The 16,571-nt window shown below is 60.4% G+C and carries 19 protein-coding genes; 8 read left to right on the top strand and 11 right to left on the bottom strand.

Features of this window, described 5'->3' with window-relative positions; translation table 11 throughout:
• Positions 1–10: 10 nt before the first annotated feature.
• Positions 11–814 carry a non-homologous end joining protein Ku gene (gene ku / locus ACT53S_RS02700; protein WP_476065845.1) on the bottom strand — a complete coding sequence of 268 codons (804 nt, stop codon included), beginning with the start codon at positions 812–814 and terminating at the stop codon, positions 11–13.
• A gap of 283 nt (positions 815–1,097) precedes the next feature.
• Between ku and ACT53S_RS02695 the strand changes: the two genes are divergently transcribed.
• Complete coding sequence (locus ACT53S_RS02695; protein WP_142073917.1) at positions 1,098–1,361, top strand: DUF2934 domain-containing protein; 264 nt, start codon at positions 1,098–1,100, stop codon at positions 1,359–1,361.
• Positions 1,362–1,489: 128 nt separating this feature from the next.
• A complete protein-coding gene (gene glgA, locus ACT53S_RS02690; protein WP_476066621.1) occupies positions 1,490–2,941 on the top strand; it encodes a glycogen synthase GlgA in 1,452 nt (483 codons plus the stop codon).
• A gap of 77 nt (positions 2,942–3,018) precedes the next feature.
• On the opposite strand, the gene ACT53S_RS02685 is transcribed toward glgA, so the two are convergent.
• Both ACT53S_RS02685 and ACT53S_RS02680 read right to left on the bottom strand, forming a co-directional pair.
• On the bottom strand, positions 3,019–3,234 hold the full coding sequence (locus tag ACT53S_RS02685; RefSeq protein WP_476065844.1) for a hypothetical protein: 216 nt from the start codon (positions 3,232–3,234) through the stop codon (positions 3,019–3,021).
• A complete protein-coding gene (locus ACT53S_RS02680; protein ID WP_476065843.1) occupies positions 3,231–3,506 on the bottom strand; it encodes a hypothetical protein in 276 nt (91 codons plus the stop codon). Before ACT53S_RS02680 ends, ACT53S_RS02685 begins: the two co-directional genes overlap by 4 nt.
• A gap of 99 nt (positions 3,507–3,605) precedes the next feature.
• On the opposite strand from ACT53S_RS02680, the gene ACT53S_RS02675 reads away from it, so the two are divergent.
• The gene (locus ACT53S_RS02675) at positions 3,606–3,902 is read left to right on the top strand and encodes a hypothetical protein (protein ID WP_113377152.1); all 297 of its coding nucleotides are present in this window, start codon (positions 3,606–3,608) and stop codon (positions 3,900–3,902) included.
• A 43-nt stretch (positions 3,903–3,945) separates the two neighbouring features.
• Here ACT53S_RS02675 and ACT53S_RS02670 read toward each other — a convergent pair whose 3' ends face one another.
• Together ACT53S_RS02670 and ACT53S_RS02665 are read right to left on the bottom strand one after the other, a co-directional pair.
• Positions 3,946–4,185: a hypothetical protein gene (locus tag ACT53S_RS02670; protein ID WP_113377293.1), complete on the bottom strand. Its 240-nt coding sequence runs from the start codon at positions 4,183–4,185 to the stop codon at positions 3,946–3,948.
• A 58-nt stretch (positions 4,186–4,243) separates the two neighbouring features.
• Complete coding sequence (locus ACT53S_RS02665) at positions 4,244–5,929, bottom strand: HWE histidine kinase domain-containing protein (protein ID WP_476065842.1); 1,686 nt, start codon at positions 5,927–5,929, stop codon at positions 4,244–4,246.
• A gap of 125 nt (positions 5,930–6,054) precedes the next feature.
• Between ACT53S_RS02665 and ACT53S_RS02660 the strand changes: the two genes are divergently transcribed.
• Positions 6,055–6,330: a BON domain-containing protein gene (locus tag ACT53S_RS02660; protein ID WP_142073904.1), complete on the top strand. Its 276-nt coding sequence runs from the start codon at positions 6,055–6,057 to the stop codon at positions 6,328–6,330.
• A 103-nt stretch (positions 6,331–6,433) separates the two neighbouring features.
• Here ACT53S_RS02660 and ACT53S_RS02655 read toward each other — a convergent pair whose 3' ends face one another.
• Together ACT53S_RS02655 and treZ are read right to left on the bottom strand one after the other, a co-directional pair.
• Positions 6,434–6,709 carry a hypothetical protein gene (locus ACT53S_RS02655; RefSeq protein ID WP_186347781.1) on the bottom strand — a complete coding sequence of 92 codons (276 nt, stop codon included), beginning with the start codon at positions 6,707–6,709 and terminating at the stop codon, positions 6,434–6,436.
• An 80-nt stretch (positions 6,710–6,789) separates the two neighbouring features.
• Complete coding sequence (gene treZ / locus ACT53S_RS02650) at positions 6,790–8,634, bottom strand: malto-oligosyltrehalose trehalohydrolase (protein WP_476065841.1); 1,845 nt, start codon at positions 8,632–8,634, stop codon at positions 6,790–6,792.
• Between the two features lie 173 nt (positions 8,635–8,807).
• Between treZ and ACT53S_RS02645 the strand changes: the two genes are divergently transcribed.
• Entirely contained in the window at positions 8,808–8,993 is a 186-nt protein-coding gene (locus tag ACT53S_RS02645) for a hypothetical protein (protein ID WP_142073900.1), read from the top strand.
• 42 nt (positions 8,994–9,035) lie between these two features.
• On the opposite strand, the gene ACT53S_RS02640 is transcribed toward ACT53S_RS02645, so the two are convergent.
• A complete protein-coding gene (locus ACT53S_RS02640) occupies positions 9,036–10,151 on the bottom strand; it encodes a GH25 family lysozyme (RefSeq protein WP_142073899.1) in 1,116 nt (371 codons plus the stop codon).
• 212 nt (positions 10,152–10,363) lie between these two features.
• On the opposite strand from ACT53S_RS02640, the gene ACT53S_RS02635 reads away from it, so the two are divergent.
• The 3 genes from ACT53S_RS02635 to ACT53S_RS02625 all read left to right on the top strand — a co-directional run bounded on the left by ACT53S_RS02635 (position 10,364) and on the right by ACT53S_RS02625 (position 13,226).
• Positions 10,364–10,675, top strand: coding sequence for a hypothetical protein (locus ACT53S_RS02635; protein ID WP_476065840.1), 312 nt, complete (start codon positions 10,364–10,366; stop codon positions 10,673–10,675).
• Between the two features lie 150 nt (positions 10,676–10,825).
• A complete protein-coding gene (locus ACT53S_RS02630) occupies positions 10,826–11,068 on the top strand; it encodes a hypothetical protein (protein ID WP_113377145.1) in 243 nt (80 codons plus the stop codon).
• Positions 11,069–11,567: 499 nt separating this feature from the next.
• On the top strand, positions 11,568–13,226 hold the full coding sequence (locus ACT53S_RS02625) for a hypothetical protein (RefSeq protein WP_476065839.1): 1,659 nt from the start codon (positions 11,568–11,570) through the stop codon (positions 13,224–13,226).
• Between the two features lie 550 nt (positions 13,227–13,776).
• Here ACT53S_RS02625 and ACT53S_RS02620 read toward each other — a convergent pair.
• From ACT53S_RS02620 to ACT53S_RS02610, 3 genes are read right to left on the bottom strand one after another with little or no spacing between them, the layout of a single operon-like run.
• The gene (locus ACT53S_RS02620; protein ID WP_476065838.1) at positions 13,777–13,974 is read right to left on the bottom strand and encodes a hypothetical protein; all 198 of its coding nucleotides are present in this window, start codon (positions 13,972–13,974) and stop codon (positions 13,777–13,779) included.
• On the bottom strand, positions 13,964–14,515 hold the full coding sequence (locus ACT53S_RS02615; protein ID WP_476065837.1) for a metallophosphoesterase family protein: 552 nt from the start codon (positions 14,513–14,515) through the stop codon (positions 13,964–13,966). The genes ACT53S_RS02620 and ACT53S_RS02615 overlap by 11 nt, the downstream gene beginning before the upstream one ends.
• A gap of 11 nt (positions 14,516–14,526) precedes the next feature.
• Complete coding sequence (locus tag ACT53S_RS02610; protein WP_476065836.1) at positions 14,527–16,476, bottom strand: AAA family ATPase; 1,950 nt, start codon at positions 16,474–16,476, stop codon at positions 14,527–14,529.
• Between the last annotated feature and the right edge of the window lie 95 nt (positions 16,477–16,571).

Raw genomic sequence — 16,571 nt, 5'->3', positions numbered from 1 at the left:
GGGCCGCCCGCTACTTCCGGCCTGAACTCTTCTTTTCAGAGGCGAGACTGCGGCGCAGGGCTTCCATGATGTCGATGACGTTGTCCTTTCGCTCCTGATTCGGCGCGGGCTTCGGTTTCGACCGCTTCTTGCTGCGCATCGCAATGATCTCATGCAGCCGGTCTTCAACGGGATCATGCACCAGTTCCGGCGACCATTCGCGCATGCGCGATTGGACCAGTTTTTTCATCATTGTCTTGGCCCGTGCGGCCGGTGCTTCTTCCCGGGATTTCGAGAAGAACGGATCGGCGTCTCGGACTTCGTCGCCATAACGGAGCGTCCAGACCACCATGCCGTTGTCGCGCGGCAGTAGCAGCACCGAGTGCTCACGCCGATAGAGAACGAGCCTGGCTATTCCACCGGTATCGCTCTTTCGCATCGCTTCACGGATGACCGCAAACGCCTCTTCGCTGACCTTGTCGGCGGGGGCGAGAAAATGAGGGCTATCGTACCAAATCCAGCCGATGGAACCCCGCGGGACGAAACTCTCGATCTCGATCGTGCGCGTACTCTCCAGCGCCACGTCATCAAGCTCCTCGTCCTCGAAGAGAACATAGTCGTCTTCGCCGCGGGCATAGCCTTTCACCTGATCCTCATCGTCCACGGGCTTGCCGGTCTCGGCATCCACGTAACGGTTGACCACACGGTTTCCGGTGTCACGGTTGATATTGTGGAAACGAAGCTTGGTGCTTTCCGTGACCGCCGGGGTCATCGAAACACGGCAGGTCACCAAGGACAGTTTGAGATAGCCTTTCCAGAACGATCTTTGTGCCACTGCGTTCCCTCCATCGACGCCGCCTGCGCACGGGCCTGCCCCGAGAAACGCCCCGAGTCCGGAAGTGTTCCCCTGCGGATGAATTCGGTGGTTGCGACGGGAACTGTTTGGCCGCATTCGCGTTCATCTGAAGCCAGTTCCCCTCGAATGACAATCCGGGGATTTGCCAGCGGTTGAGGGGTACCACTGGCGAACGATCCGGGTACCGGCGGACGCGACGAGACGCGCCGACCGAAACGCCATTCCCGTGGAGACAGGCCAGCGGCGACGACGGAGAATTGCCATGCCTGAACGAGACTATGACTGGATCGCCCGGCGAGCCTATTCGCTCTGGGAAGAAGAAGGGCGCCCGGACGGCGCCGACGAAGCCCATTGGCTGACCGCCCTGGATGACTGGGAACGGCTTCAATCGTCCGCAAACGAAACCACCGAAAAGGCCGAACGACGGATCGCACAGGCACAGGTCGCCGCGGAAGAGGAAGGCCTGATCATAACGGAAGAACCCGTGCAACCGCGGCGAAAGTCAGCGAGGAGCAGGAAAGGGTGACGAAAGTGGCCGGACTCGATCTCTCTCTCGCCCTCAGCCGGGCTCAGTTTATCCAACGCGTTCGCGAGGCCTATTATCGCGATGAAGATGAAGCCGCCAACCGTCGCCGTGCCCTCACACGCGTCCCTTTGCATGTCTTGGCGGTGACGTCCGAGATCTACCCGCTGGTCAAGACCGGCGGTCTTGCGGATGTCACAGGTGCCCTGCCCAAGGCGCTCGCCACCTATGGCATCGAAACCCATACGCTGATCCCCGGCTACCCGTCGATCCTGGCTCTCGCCCGACTTCATCCGCCACTGATGGAGTTCGACGACCTGTTGGGCGAGAGGGCAACGCTGCGGCACCTTGAAATCGACGGGATCAGTCTCTTCGTTCTTGACGCTCCGACGCTTTACGACCGGCCTGGTGGTCCCTATGTCGACGAGAACGGTTACGACCATCCCGACAACTGGAAGCGTTTTGCCGTGCTATCCCTTGCCGGGGCCGAGATCGCGGCCGGCGCCCTGCCCGGCTGGCGGCCGGATCTTGTCCATACACACGACTGGCAGTCTGCGCTGACCTCCGTCTATCTGCGCCAGATGGGCTCGCCTGTTCCGGTCGTGCTTACCATCCACAATCTCGCCTTTCAGGGCCAGTACGCCGCCGACCTGCTGCCCCGGATCGGCTTGCCTCCCGAAGCGTATTCGGTCGATTCCATGGAATATTTTGGTGACATCAGCTACCTCAAGGGCGGGCTGATGACGGCTGACCATATTACGGTGGTGAGCCCGACCTATGCCCGCGAGATCCTGTCTCCCACGTTCGGCATGGGTCTGGATGGCGTGCTGAACACCCGCATCGACCGGCTCCAGGGGATTGTGAACGGCATCGACAACGAAGTCTGGAATCCTGCGACCGATCCGTATCTGCCATTCCGGTTCGACATGAAGTCGCTTCGCAATAAAAAGAACAACAAGGCTTTGCTGCTGGAGCGCTTCAACCTGCAGCCGGGCGACGGGCCGCTGTTTTCGGCGGTGACGCGCGTCACCTGGCAGAAGGGCATGGACATGCTGGCCGAGGTGGCCGATGAGATCTTCTACCGCGGCGGACGATTGATCGTGCTCGGGCAGGGCGACCATGCGATCGAGGATGCGCTCAAAGCGACTGCTGCGCGCTTTCCCGGGAAGATGGCGGTCAGTGTCGGCTACAACGAACCCACAGCACACCTCATTCACGGCGGATCGGATTCCATCATCCAGCCGTCCCGCTTTGAGCCCTGCGGCCTCACCCAGCTCTATGCCATGCGGTATGGCTGCGTGCCCGTCGTCTCAAGAACCGGCGGATTGTCGGAAACGATCATCGATGCCAATGATGCGGCCCTTTCGGCCCGGGCGGCCACGGGTTTCCAGTTCCACCCGGTGCGTCCCGAAGGTCTTCGCCAGGCGCTCCGGCGCGCTGCGGACGCCTATCAGGACAAGCGGAAGTGGGCGAGATTGCAGTTGCAGGCCATGCGTGCGGATTACTCCTGGGACCGCAGCGCGGAGAGCTACGCCCAAGTTTATGGGCGGCTGACAGAGCAGCGGTTCCAAGCCACGCATTGATGCCGACAATACAAAAAAGGACCCGATAACAACATCGGGTCCTTTTTGTATTCCCTTACGACTGGAGTTCGCTCACGTCACTGGCTTACTTGACCGTTGGTGGTGCTCTGGCTCGGTCCGCCTGTGCCAGTCTGCGGCGTTGGATCCTTGTCGACCTCGCCGGCCGGTACCGTGCCCGAAGTGGTGGTTTCCTGTGTTGCCGAACCAGCGCTGCCGCTTGTATTTCCGCCATCGCCGCAGGCCGTCAGCAGGCTCGCGAGGCCCAGAGCCAGTATCCATGTGCTGATTTTCATCGCCAATCTTCTCCTCTGTGCTCAGTGCCGACGGCACCGCCGCGCAGCGCGATGCTTCTCTCCAGTGCCGCGATATCGTCACTGGTTGCCGGCACAGGGTCTTCCGCGATCGCTTCCAAAACGGCAGGGTCGAGGGCGCCGGAGCGGAGAGCCATACGCAAGGTCTCCCGCGTCTGGCGCTCGGCCTCCAATTGCGCGAAGAGCGCGATGATCAATCGATCCCGGGGATCGGGATAGCGGCGCCATTGTGGAGGGCGGACCGTAGGGGTCATGGCCTTGTCCTTTCACACACAAATCTGTTGTTCAGGAAACTTTTGCCGCCGGTCATTGTTCCCCTTTCCAGTCCCGCTGCAGAAGACAATGGAGCAATCATGCAAGACAATGCCCAAATGACCGAAGGCCGGCTGAACGCCCATCGGGAAATTCTCATTTCGCTCGTGACCGAAGCGCTACTGGCGCCCGGCGGATCGCCGTATCTGTTGCGCAACCTCGAACAGGAGGTGCTACTGCGGGACGGCTCGGAGGATCCAGGCGCGACCCCTTCTGCGGGCCTTGCGCGTGGCAACGAGAAAAGCCAGGAGATCCGCGAGATTCTGGAAACGGCAAAGGAGCGGGCGCAGGCGCTACGGCGGATCGTAGACGGCAATGCGGACGGGACCGAGTCCTGACCCTTACGCGGCTGCCGCGCCCTCGTACGGGCGACACCTCAGCTCACGTTTCTTTTTGGTCCCGAAGATCAAAATTGGCGTCCCAGTCGTCCGGCGGGTTCTTTTTGTTCGGTGGCCATTTGTGGACAGTGGCGTCCTCGGAACCGGTGATCACCGTGGGCTTGGCACTGACCACTCCGTCACTTTCACCGCCATGTTGGGTGCCTGCGAACTGCCCTTGAGCATCTTTTTCAATCGCATTCTTCTGTTTTGCATCGGCTTTTGGGGATTGATCCTTGTGCATCGTCATCTCTCCTCTGCATCTGTCGAAGAGAACAACGTGACGGTCGCAAGGTTCCTGATCAGGGGGCGGTTCCGCCAGTGAAGGCGCTCAACGGCGCGAGCAACTCCCAGCGCAGACCGTTCGAACGGAAGTCCATCGTCACCTGCCCGGAGAACGAACTGGCGGCGTGTCGCTCGATGACGGTGGAACCGAAACCGCGGCGCGTGGGCGCAACGACCGGTGGGCCGTGCTCCTCGCTCCAGGTGAGCCGCAGCTGTGGTTCTCTTGATGCCTCTTCTTCCACCGCCCACTCCACGCGAATGCGCCCTTCGAGGACCGAGAGTGCCCCATACTTGACGGAATTGGTGGCCAGTTCATGGAAGACAAGGCCGAGATTCTGTACCGCGCTCGCGTTGACAAGAAGATCCGGTCCATGGCGCTCGACCCTATCCCCCGAACCGACCACCGTCGCCAATTGAAGGTCAACGAGCGTCGCCAAAGGTATGCCGCCCCATTCCTGCCGGGCGAGCGCCTCAATGGATTGGGCAAGACCCGCCAGTCGACCGCTGACGGCACGCTGGAAGTCTTCCACGCTATCTGCACTGCGTGCGAGCTGACGCATCATCGCCTGGACCAGCGACAGAATGTTCTTGGTGCGGTGGACCAGTTCCTGAAGAATGAAATGGACACGTTCTTCGGCTTCGGCGCGGTCGAAGGAGGCATTGGAAAGGGCAACGGCGACGTAGTTCGCCTCGACGATCCGCGTGCGCTGGGGGGAGACGATGTCGCCCTGGCCGATGCGGTCCGCCATGCAGGCAATGGTTCTGATCGAAGACCGCAATTGATGGGCGGCGATCAAAGCCACGGCGAGACTAAGCGCCATGAGCCCCAGACTGCCAAGCAACAGACTCCGCCAGGCCGTGACAAAGGTCTGCTGGGCGCTGGCGACCGGTCCCCAAACGGCGACGCGCCACGGCCATTCGTCGACCCGTGCATAACCGAGCAGATACTGGTCGCCATCCTGGTAGAAAACTGCACTGCCCGAGGAACCAAACATCAGTTCCAACCAGTTTGGCGGGAACTGCTCGCCCGAGGGTCGACTGTCTTCGCCACTGGACACCACCACCTTGCCATCGTCATCAAGAAGGGCTGCCGACCAGCCCGGCGGGAGGTTTTCCCTGGAGGTATGGCTGGCGAGACTTGCCGCATCCTGGGTGAGCACGACGGCATCCACCCCGGCGCGATTGCCATCCGGGATCGGCATGGTGAGGTTAACCACCCACTGCTGACTTGTTTGGCCGAAAAAGATGCCGGATAGCTCAACACGACCGGATCGCAAGGCCGACTGCAGCGAGGCGATGTTCGACATCGGCTGAAGGCGGGATCCCCATGGCCTGCGGGTATTGAGCAACTGCTTGCCGTCTCGCTGGGCAAGCAGGATATACATCGAGCTTCCCTTGAGACTTTCCGAAACCCGGTTGTAAAACGCCCGGAGATCCCCATCACGCATCTCCGGTGAGTTGGCGACGAGCGTCAGCGCGGTCTCCATATCGGAAATTTTGCGTTCGACACTTCTGCCTATCGTTTGAGCGTCCCGGCCGGCGTTGAGCTTGAGAGACTGGAACTGGGACTGTTCGAGCTCAAGGAGAAGAAATGCGGCGAAGCCCAGCAGAGGCAGGGTCGCCAGTGCAACCATGATCGTCAGGTAGGTCCCGATCGAGGCCGTGGGGAGCAGGTCGAGGAGAACGCGCCGCAACCATCTCATGCTGATCGCCCACCCAAAGATCTGACGCCAAGACTGCGATTCACTTGTCGCGTCATCGATGTCAACAAAGCGAACCAAAGACCGGCTGCCGCGTTAGAATTCTCAGACAGAAATGGGAGCGCAATATGGTTTTCAAGCCACAGCAGTTTCATGACGAAAGACCGGTGGTGGCCAACGAGTTTCCCGCCGAAGCGTCGCTTGAGGAAAGGGTTGCCTCGGCGCTTGCCGTATCTGACGGGCTGGATGCAACCGGTCTCACGGTCGTCGCGGCAGGAGGAGAAATCTTTCTTGGCGGGCAAATCGCGTCGCGCCGCGAACTCGATCGCGCCGTCGAAGTGTGCCTCGCAGTTGCGGGCGTTGAGAAAGTCACCATCCGGACGCAAGCGCCGGGCACACCGTGAAGACACGCACAACTGTACGAGCGACCGAGGCGGCCGCTCGTACAGTTGCAGAACTATGGCTTCCTGGAGATCCACCCCGCTGCCAGCTTCCGCCCAAGCGGGCTTACGCCTGACCACCTGTGCCGGCATGGGCTGACATAGAGGAGCCACGTCCAAGAGGCGACCAGATGTCAGAACGGCCTTGCACCTCGTGCATTCGACCGCGCAAATCCTGCTGGCGCAACACCAATTTGCCGGGCTTATTTGCGAGCTTCTCTGAGCAATGACGGGCCGCTTCGACTGCCATCCTATAGGTGGGGTAAACGGCCGAGTGGCGCCCTTCAAACACAAAGGCCCAGCCGGCAGCTTGGGGGATGATATCGCAATAGGTCTCAGTCATGGCCGCACTCCTCCTCATTTCCTCCCAAACGATCACGAAACCAGTTGGTTCCCGCGTCACCCAAAAGAAATCCCTTTTCGTTAGCTGCAGACAAAGACAAGGCTCTGCGGCGCGAGTTCGGCCAGGTCCAGCATGTCGGCTTCGGCAGAAGCCGGCAGGGCATGGATGAGCTGCCCCTTCACCGGCGGAACCGTCGTGCGGGTGTTGGTGAAATTGGCCCTGAATTGCCAGCGTTTGTCTCCCAGCTGCCAGTCGATTGCCAAAATGCCGTCTTCTGCCTTGAGAACATGTCCAGTGCCCCCGCCCACGCCGTCGATCAGCGGCAGGAGATGGGTTCGCCGCTTGTCGATCAAAGCTTTGAAGGACGCCCGTGCGTCACTGGCATCGGACGTGTGAGCTTCGTCCCAATCGAGTTTGGAGAGGCTGAAGGTCTGGGGATCGTTGGGATCTCGGAGCTCGTCTACCGTTACATCGTCTCCCGCGCCGAAACTGCGGGCCTGATTCAAGCGGTCCTCCGGGTTGTTCTGGTTCAAGCCATCCGGATAATCGCTGAAAAAGAAGAAAAGGGAGCGGCTGGCGAATTCGTCACCCATGAAGACCAGAGGTATTTGCGGCGCAAGCATCAGCATCGCCATGAGGCGGTCGCGCATGTCCCGATCAATCTGGCTCCAAAGGCGCTCTCCTCGCGCCCTGTTGCCGACTTGGTCATGGTTCTGCAGGAAATTGACGAAGGTGACGGGCGGCAGATGCCCGCTGGGTTCACCAAAAATCCTGTCGCCCTCGCCTGCGATTTTCTCTCCCTGGAGCGCAAAACCGGTTGCAAGCGTCTTGCCGATTCGTGGCCAGAAGTTCTCCGCAAAGGGCTTATAGTGCCCACCATGCTCGCCGGTGGCCCAGGCGTGGACGAGATGATGATAGCCATCGTTCCAAACGCCGTCGTACAAACGGACGGAATTGTCCTCTTCGCGTTCGTGAAACCGAGTGATTCCGCGCGCGTCCTCAAGCACCAGATGGACGTGGCGACCGGGCAATGTCTCTCGAACTGCAAGTGCCAGTTCCTCAAGGATATGTGTCTCGGAGGTCTCGTCCTTCAACTGATCGGCGGCATCAAGCCGCAAGCCATCGAGATTGAACTCCTCAAGCCAATAAAGGGCGTTTTCGACCACGAAGTCGCGGCAGGGCCTCTGCTCAAAATCGATGGTCGGCCCCCAGGGCGTGCCCTCCTTGTGCATCACTTCGGGGGCATAAACGGAGAGATAGTTACCGTCGATGCCGAAGTGATTGTAGATCACGTCGAGGAAGACCATGAGACCCAGTTCGTGGGCCCGGTCGATGAAGGCTTTCATATCATCGGGCGTGCCATAGGCTGGATGCGGGGTGTAGAAAAGCACACCGTCGTAGCCCCAACCGTGCTTCCCGGCGAAAGCGCCGACCGGCATGAGTTCGACGGCCGAGATGCCGAGCGCTGCGAGTTCTTCCAGTTTGTCCGCCGCTGCAGCAAATGTGCCTTCGGATGTGAATGTACCGACATGCAGTTCGTAGATCACCGCCTCGTGCCAGGGGCGCCCCTTCCAGGTGCTGCTGCGCCAACGGTAGGCGGTGGGATCAATAACAACGGAGGGACCGTGAACGTCCCCCTTCAGGGCGCGGCCGGCAGGGTCCGGAACGACAAGCCCGTCGGGTAACACGTAGGCATAGGGTGTTCCTGGAGCGACATTGGTCGCAAGGAGTTCAAACCAACCATCCGGTGTCTTGGACATGACAACGTCTTCATCGGCCAATCGCAGCGTCAACGCATCAAGCGAGGGCGCCCACAGCCGGAAACGAACCTCACCGGCGGCCGTGTATTCCGAGCCCCAGCTTTTAGGGAAGACCCGATACTCAGCCGGTTCGCCCTCTATCACCGACCGTTCCGACGCATCCATACCATTCCCCTTCAGTGACGTTGTCCGGACCGAACGGCAGGTTGCAGGAAAAGTTCCGAATGATACCGTTGCTCATCCGCTTACTTGAGAGGGAACATTGGGCGATCTGTCGGAATTGTTCTGAGACGCAGCAGAGGCCGTCTTCTGCCCTGACCAGAATGAGGAAAGATCAAATGTGGATCAGCAACGGCGTGACGCCGCCCCAGACACCGCCAGCAGACCAGCCACCCATGCCCGCGCCGACCTGGGTGCCAGAGATTGAGGAGCCTGCGCCGGATCTCCTGCCGGATGAGTTCCCAACGCCCAATCCCGATGAGAATCCAGAGCCACCCGTCGTCGAGCCGGGACCCGGCATTTAAGTTCCGATGAAGGTCAAACCGCGGTCCGTGGAGGGACGGCGTTTAGCGCAGCCCGGCAACCTTGTTCCAGCTCTTGGAGCCGGACACCCAGTTCTGCCAATCGGCGACCGAGCCCCGGAAGACGTTGAGATCGATCTTGCCGTTCACGCCCTGCGACAGGCCTGAGCCCGAATACTGCCAGAAGACCCATTTGCGACCGGGATAGATCTTGGACGGATGGGCGGCGACGGAGCGGAGCCAGAAGGGATAATCCAGGAAATAGCCGTCCAGATTATCCTTGTAGAAATCCGGCGCGGTGTAGATCACCGGGCGCTTGCCGTAGTGGCGTTCCAGGCGGTCCATGAAGACCTGCATTTTTTCGCGCGCCTTTTCCGGAGACAGTCGGAAGCGGCAGCTCGATTCACCATTGTATTCAACGTCGATGACGGGCGGCAGCGCATCTGGATCGCGCGGCACGTTGCGGATGAACCAGTCTGCCTGGTCACTGGCAACCCGGCACCAGTAGAAGAAGTGGTAAGCACCGCGCTTCAGGCCGGCCTCCTTGGCCTTGCGCCAGTTGGTGCGAAACATCGGATCGGTGTGATCGCCGCCATCCGTCGCCTTGATATAGGCGAAGTTCGCCCCCTGACTTCTCAGCTTCACCCAGTCAATGTCACCCTGCCAGCGCGATACATCGACACCGTGTACGGCATGATGCTTCGGTTTGACCTTGCCGAAATTCATCGGCTTGGCATCCTTGAAACGCTGGCTGTAGACCCGGTGGCGTCCGCCGGCGCCCGGGGCCTGATCCTCGCTCGGCGCGATCGCGGGCGGCAGCGAGGATGCCGGTGGTACCGGGGGCATCAACATGGCGACCGGGCGCTGATCGGGCACCGGCATGCCGGCCGACATGGTCGCGGACTCGAAATGTGCCTGGTTTGGCGTATTGCCCGCCCAGGCCAGTGCTTCGGGATGCGATGCTGCGTTCTGCGACGGGGCGATTGCGCCCGTCTGCTCATCGACGGCAACAGCCGGAACGGGTGTCTGAACCGGAGCCTGCGCAACCTGTGCCGGCTGGGACGGCGCAAGCCGCAATGCTTCCACGGGGCTCGTCCGTGCCGTGCAACTGGTCAGCGCCAATGTGAGGGCGAGAAGGGACGGAAGAGCCTTGAAACGCATGACACAGGAACTCGCAGGTTGGCCGGACACGTGAGGGCGCGCCCGGGAACTCCGGGAATGGCTAACAAAGCTTTACCGGCAAATGCTGAATGCAATCTTTACGGACGCGGTTAACGCCTGTGGTGATAGTCGTTGGGGCCCGGAGCGGCTTTCGAGAGACTTGCCAAAGAGTTCCACCCGTGGAACCTTCCGGTCACAACCGGGAGATCCACATGAAACACCTGTCCATGATCGCAATGTTGATGTCGGTGAGCCATGCCACGTCGGCACAGGCGGCGTTATCTGGCTATTACGACAGCCTCGAGCGGATCGGGGCGATCCTGGCGGACGAACGGCTCGCCGAAATCCTGCACCAACAGCCCATTGGCGCGATCAGCAATACGGGAACCCGCAAAGACGGTGCTGCGGAATGGACGATCCGAACGCAGGACTGCGACCTGACGGTCTTCCTCGTCCCGATCCTGCCGAACGGCCCTGGCAAGACGACCTATGAAATCGACGTGCCGGAGGGGCAGTGCGAATGATATTCCACCCGCAGACACCGTCGCTCGGTCGTCTTTGAAGAAGAGCACCATTAACATCGAAGCCGGCCATAAAATGCATGGTGAAAAATCGGTTAGGCGCTGCGACCTTTTTTGGGCTAACTTGCAACAAAATCGTGTCAGGAGAATGCCGTGCTGCATCAGACCGAAGACACACTCATTCGGAGCGCTTTGCTGAAGCTTGAGGACTGCTCGGAGGAAATTCGCAGGGTCGTCACCGATCTCGTGAAGAGCGGCTTCAACGATCTCGACGAGTTGGTTGAACTCGCCGGCATCGCCAGAGAGAGCATTCTGTCGGCGCAACAGGAGGGGCAACCTTCCCGCAGCGCCCGGTTGAGCCCGCCTGAGACAGGCATAATGCAGTCGAACCAGTGACACATCGCACCCTGCCTCGCTCAGACGCAGTTTGGCTGCAACAACTCCAGGTCCACCAACAAACGATCGCCCTACGCCCTGAGAGCGGCGTAGAAGCTGCAGCCTCTGACGACAAGGGGCAACCTCAACTGCAACCACCCTGGGACCGCAAGCACGTGGAGTCCACAAGGCAAAGCAGGATGTTTCGGGAGCAATATCCGATGTCTGCGCTTTACGATGCATAACGGAAAATAAATGGTGCCCGGAGGCGGATTTGAACCACCGACACGCGGATTTTCAATCCTCATTCCTGAAAATCAAACTAGGTTGACAAGGCCCCGTATGTCAACGACCCTAGTTGATGAAATGCTTGATTACAAAAGCGATTGTCAACACTTGGAGCCTTCAATTAAGGTCTCCATAAAATGAAAGACCCTGTGGCTACTACCCTTGTCAACCAATTTTAAAACGGTAGAGGGGCGGTAGAGCGCGGTAGGGGTTTTGAAGGGCACGGCAGGTCATGGGAACAAAGAAACTGATAATCGAAGACAGCGATGTCCGTCAGATGGCTTACAAAGCCGAGAAGGAAGGGTTCGGAAAAGACATCTCTATCTACGCCGATCAGAAAGAGACGGGACTGCGACTTCAGATGCAGGGACGGTCAGCGACATGGGTCGTTCGCTTCCGCAATACATCGGTAGCGATCGGTTCCGTGTTTCCGGAAACCGACCGACGTCTTACGGCGCTGTCGAAAGTCAGGGAACTAGCCAGAGCCGTTAGGTCGATGCTCGGCGACGGGAAGACCGTCGATCAGGTCAAGGCGTTCCTCGCAGTCTATTACGGTAATAGCAAAGGCAAGGGCGACGTCCGGAAGGCGGCCGCAGAACTCGTAGAACGTGAAGAGGCTGCTCGGAAGGCCGCAGAGGAAGAAGCCTCCCGCCCGACGACATGGACCCTCCGTCAATGCGTCGAGCAGACAATCGCCGACAAGACCGATCCCAAATGCAGAGAAAAAGACCGGATCACGAAGAACACCGTTAAGGACTACCGGCTGACGTTCAATCGGCCGGCATACGCTCACTTGATGGACAAGCCCGTAGCACTCATCACCCGCGGCGACGTCGAGGACGTGCGAGACGAAATCCTGAGGACCGTAGGGAAGTCGCCAGCAGGCGCAATGAAGGCGGTGACCTACTTCCGGGCGGTCATGACGTGGTGCGGAAAGAACCACTACAAGAACAGCGGCATCCAAGGCGACAGATGGTGGGACCTTATCAATGCCTCGTACGAGATTAACCCCAGAGAACGTCGACCAGAGATCGAGGCGATCGTGGCAACGCTCATCCTTGCGGAGGAGTATCTCGACAAACCGCTTCCGGGACGCGTGCAGACGACCCCAAGCGTAGGATACGCCGCGCTGGCCGGTCTTTGGTGGATCGTCCTGACATGCCAGCGGGCCAACGCGGGATTGTCGCTCCTGGCGCATGATGTTGTCGATGACAAAGAAGAGGGCTGGAAGCTAGCGGCCTGGACGAAAGACGTGATGAAAGCGGGCAAGTCACACGCACTCCCGATCCCGAGCGATGCCTGGGCAATTGTGGACCGTTTGCGATCCAAGGCTAAGCACGCCGCTGGCGAAAATGACTGGGCGTTCCCGAGCGAAACGAAGAGTGGCACAGTCCACGTCACGGCTTCGGGTGTTTATCGCATTCTGTATCGTCTGGCAGGCCGGGAGGAGCCGACACCGAACAAGAAGCATGTTCCCAAGGTCTATGCGGAAGGGGAGAAGGTCAGGAAGAAGAGGCAGGAAGTGCCTCGCCCAATCAGGCCGCGAGACGAGAGGCGGAACCTGCTGGAAGAGGTGGGCATACCTTGGTGGAGCCTTCACGACTGCCGTCGAGCGCTGACCAAGGTCCTCAACGACGCCGGTATTCCGGGCGGTGCGTCGGTAATTCTTGCACACGAGCTGGACGAGAAGGAGGCTCTCGCGGTCACGGCGACAGACAAGCAGAGGGCGGACTTCCTGAGAAACCGCCAGGCAAAGGTCACCGCCATGGCCTACGGCGGCGCGCAGCATCTCGGACTCAAGAAAGAGGGCATGAAACTGTGGTGCGACCTGATCCTCACCGAGTATGCCCGACAAAAAGCGATCGGTACCGCCCAGGCGCGTGCCGCCTAGTCGTACTGCGCCCTCGTTCCAGTCGCGTAGCTACCGCACGGCAGGCACAAACGGTTGCCTTTCCAAGCCGACTTGAACGGGGTCTTGCAACACATGCAATTGCGAACCTGCGCGCCGACGGCGGCCTGCACTCTTGGAGAGGGCGGCCTCGACAATCGCTTCCACCGGGTCTCGACGGCCGAAACCGTTCGGCCAAGTCGGCGGGCGACGTCTTCGAGGCCGCACCGCGCTGCCATCTACGTGTCCGGAGTTGGGCGTCATCTTCGGCCGTCCAGTAGACCTTTCCGTCTGCGGTAACCGGCGCGAACCGGGACCTGTCGCCAGGCTAACTACGAAGACGAAGCTTGCTCGCCCGGCGCAGCACCGCCGACGTCGTTCTTTCAATCTGCTCGGAAATGCCGTCTATCGAGAGACCCTGATCCCAGAGTTCGATTAGTCTTGCGTCCGTCTCGCGATCCCATCGCTTGTTGCCCATTGATGTCATTGATGTCTCTCCCCTCAGAGTAGGTTCCTGACATCGATGAAGGGTTCGCGTTCTCGTCGGCGGAAATCAATCGCCGGCAGGATCGCTCTCTTTGTCATGGTCGGTCGACAAGTACTTTCCGACGTCCTCGACGAACCGTTCCTTGTCCTCGGCCGCCTGGTAGCCCAGTGATGCCACCAGGATGTTACGTAACGGAAACACCCGGCCGTGCTCTGCGCAGACCCGAACGTAGAAGGCAGCCGCCTCGGCGATCTCATCGGACATCCGGCAGCTCCATGCTCGCGGTCAACTCCGAGAAGGTGCGCGGGATGAAATCGACGTCAGGAACATCGACGCCGACGTCACGACTCAGACCGTGCCCGGGAAGCCGCCCGTGGGAATGACCGTAGAAGTGAACAGCGCCGTGATGCGACGACGGCCAGACCCGGGCAGCACAGTGCGACAGGTAGACGTCGCGGCCGCCGTCCTTCGTGCGCAGCGCGTGGGAAGGCCGGCCTGCCCAATCCATAGCAGCCAGAGCCGGGTGTAGATTGCCCTTTTTGTCGACGTCATGGTTTCCGATGACGAGGTACTTCCTACCCCTGAGCCGGCCGAACAGCTCCTTGATGCGGCCGGCGTTACGCGACAGGGCGAAACCAAAGTCTCCGAGGTGATAGACGATGTCTTCGTCCCGGACGACCGAGTTCCAGCGTTCGACGATGCGTTCGTCGTGTTCTTCGATCGTGAGGAATGGCCGAGGCTGCATGTCGAGCAACCGTTCGTGGCCGAAATGGGTGTCGGCGACGTAGAACTTGCGTACGAACATCTGACCCTCCCTCAGATCGCAAGGGAGAGCTGGGGCTCGGCGAACCCGTCCACGACGGCATGGACTTCGTCGCCTGCAAGACGGCAGCGCGACGCCAGTTGCTGGACAAGCTCGTCAAAGGCCGGTCTATGGCATTCGAGGATTTCCCTGGCACGGACCGCCTGCTCCTGCAGGATGTCCTCGACACGCTGCCGCAAACGGGGATCGAACTGACGGGCATGCACCATCGACACCGGGTCGTGATGGCCGTCGGAGACCAAGGTGTCTCCCATGCCGACGCTCGACAACGCATACGTCATGATATTGGTGGCTTCGGCCAGATCAGCGACGACACCGTCTCCGTGAGCGCCGTAAACCATTTGCTCCGCCGCCATGCCGCCGAGGATGTGCGCGACGCGATCCAAGTGCCAACGATAGTCCCGGCGCGTCTCTGACGAGAGCACCACAGCGGCACCAGCGACCTGAGCAGCCGCCTTGGGGTCAAACTCGCGCTTCACGTATACCTCGTGAACCTGCGCACCGAGAGCGACGGCTACGACTGCGTGGCCGATCTCGTGGACCGAGATGTGTCGGATTTGGTCCGGGGTACGCCGCTCCTTGCGTGGGAACGCACGGGCGACGTGGACCTGGCGAAGCGGCCGACCCTCACGGCGCGCAAGGCGTTTGGCTTGGCGTGCGAGCTGCGCGAGATCGGCCCCTGTCATTCCTTCGGAATGCTTTCGGAGCAACGACAACGGAAAACCAGGGCCGACGCCAAGGTGTTGCTGGAGGATAGCTTCCCGGGCCTCGGCGTCCGGAAGCGGAATCTCGATGTGACGGTCAAGACGCCCGGCTCGGCGGAGCGCCTTATCAATACCCGACGGATCATTCGTCGCGCCGACCACGACAACACCCTCACGCTCGAGTGCGCCGTCCATGCACTCCAAAAGCGCGTTGACGACACCACGCGTCCACTCGTCCGCTCGGGCGTCACCGATGCTGCCGCGTTGCGCGAAATTGTCGATCTCGTCGATCAAGATCACGGACGGCGCATGCAGTCGCGCCTCGTCGAACGCCGCGCGCATCGCGCCGATAAGATTGCCCTGATGGCCGTCACCGGTTCCGAGCCAGGCGGAATAGCTACCGACGACGAGGTGTGCGTTAAGGCTATTCGCCAGTGCCGCGGCATACGTAGTCTTGCCGCATCCGGGAGGCCCGGAAAGCAAGACTCCGTTATCGACGTCTGACCAGTCAATGGTCCCGCGACGCCAGTCTTTAATGTCCCGTGCAAGTTCCGCACCCCAGACCTTGGCCTCTCCGTACCCGTGAAGGTCTTCAAGCGGACGGACGTCCGGGACAGCCCGCTTCGGCGTCTTGGTTTTCTTTCCGTCTTTCTCGGCTCTCTTGAGGTCTTCGACGACCTTCGCGGCGCGCTCGTCCTCGATGGCGAGGAGATGCAATTCTTGGCTCTCGGCGATCGCCCGAGGCGACATCAGGGCGAGACGACGGTGACGCCATGGCATACCGATCAGGAGCCGAGCCTCGTCGGCGGAGATGATGCGTCCCATCTCCGCCGCAGCCTGGACGACGAGGTCGGGTGCGAGATCGATATCCAGGACACCGTCGGCGAGCCGGACGGTGGGGTGGCGCAGGTCTTCGTGACCGGTCTCGGTGAGATACAGCATGCAGCGCGCACCGGTATAACCGCTGCCCAGGCCCTGCGACGTCAACAGTGCGACGTCGTAAGCTGCTTGGGGGTTCACACCGTCTACGGTTTCTTCGACGGCTTCAACGACACTGATGTGCCGGATTTCATGGAGATACTCCAGTGCCGCCTTCAGCCATCTGTCGGCTTCCGTCGTCTCGGGAACAGTGACGATGAAGATTCCCGAGGCCCCTTGTCCGAGAGCCGTGATGACGTTCATGAAGTGAAGACGAGCGATTGCGCCTTCGAAGGAAGGCTTTGAACCGTAGCGAGACATCTCTGACTCCTGCAAACACATGATAGCTTCGCCCTGCCGATCGGCGGGGCGTGGGGGCTATCGGGCTATTCGCAGGACAGACGTCATCGATCGGG

This window comes from Allorhizobium sp. DMC15, assembly GCF_056314065.1.
The sequence above is the reverse complement of the archived record's forward strand: the minus strand, read 5'-3'. Positions and strand labels throughout refer to the sequence as shown.

Bases quoted from the DNA above. Each gene is read 5' to 3' on its own strand.
- ACT53S_RS02640 (WP_142073899.1), bottom strand. From the start codon at position 10,151: ATGCGTTTCAAGGCTCTTCCGTCCCTTCTCGCCCTCACATTGGCGCTG.
- ACT53S_RS02625 (WP_476065839.1), top strand. From the start codon at position 11,568: ATGGGAACAAAGAAACTGATAATCGAAGACAGCGATGTCCGTCAGATG.
- ACT53S_RS02670 (WP_113377293.1), bottom strand. From the start codon at position 4,185: ATGCACAAGGATCAATCCCCAAAAGCCGATGCAAAACAGAAGAATGCG.
- ACT53S_RS02680 (WP_476065843.1), bottom strand. From the start codon at position 3,506: ATGACCCCTACGGTCCGCCCTCCACAATGGCGCCGCTATCCCGATCCC.
- ACT53S_RS02635 (WP_476065840.1), top strand. From the start codon at position 10,364: ATGAAACACCTGTCCATGATCGCAATGTTGATGTCGGTGAGCCATGCC.
- ACT53S_RS02675 (WP_113377152.1), top strand. From the start codon at position 3,606: ATGCAAGACAATGCCCAAATGACCGAAGGCCGGCTGAACGCCCATCGG.
- treZ (WP_476065841.1), bottom strand. From the start codon at position 8,634: ATGGATGCGTCGGAACGGTCGGTGATAGAGGGCGAACCGGCTGAGTAT.
- ACT53S_RS02655 (WP_186347781.1), bottom strand. From the start codon at position 6,709: ATGACTGAGACCTATTGCGATATCATCCCCCAAGCTGCCGGCTGGGCC.
- ACT53S_RS02615 (WP_476065837.1), bottom strand. From the start codon at position 14,515: ATGTTCGTACGCAAGTTCTACGTCGCCGACACCCATTTCGGCCACGAA.
- ACT53S_RS02695 (WP_142073917.1), top strand. From the start codon at position 1,098: ATGCCTGAACGAGACTATGACTGGATCGCCCGGCGAGCCTATTCGCTC.
- ACT53S_RS02645 (WP_142073900.1), top strand. From the start codon at position 8,808: ATGTGGATCAGCAACGGCGTGACGCCGCCCCAGACACCGCCAGCAGAC.
- ACT53S_RS02665 (WP_476065842.1), bottom strand. From the start codon at position 5,929: ATGAGATGGTTGCGGCGCGTTCTCCTCGACCTGCTCCCCACGGCCTCG.
- ACT53S_RS02610 (WP_476065836.1), bottom strand. From the start codon at position 16,476: ATGTCTCGCTACGGTTCAAAGCCTTCCTTCGAAGGCGCAATCGCTCGT.
- ACT53S_RS02685 (WP_476065844.1), bottom strand. From the start codon at position 3,234: ATGAAAATCAGCACATGGATACTGGCTCTGGGCCTCGCGAGCCTGCTG.
- ACT53S_RS02660 (WP_142073904.1), top strand. From the start codon at position 6,055: ATGGTTTTCAAGCCACAGCAGTTTCATGACGAAAGACCGGTGGTGGCC.
- ACT53S_RS02620 (WP_476065838.1), bottom strand. From the start codon at position 13,974: ATGTCCGATGAGATCGCCGAGGCGGCTGCCTTCTACGTTCGGGTCTGC.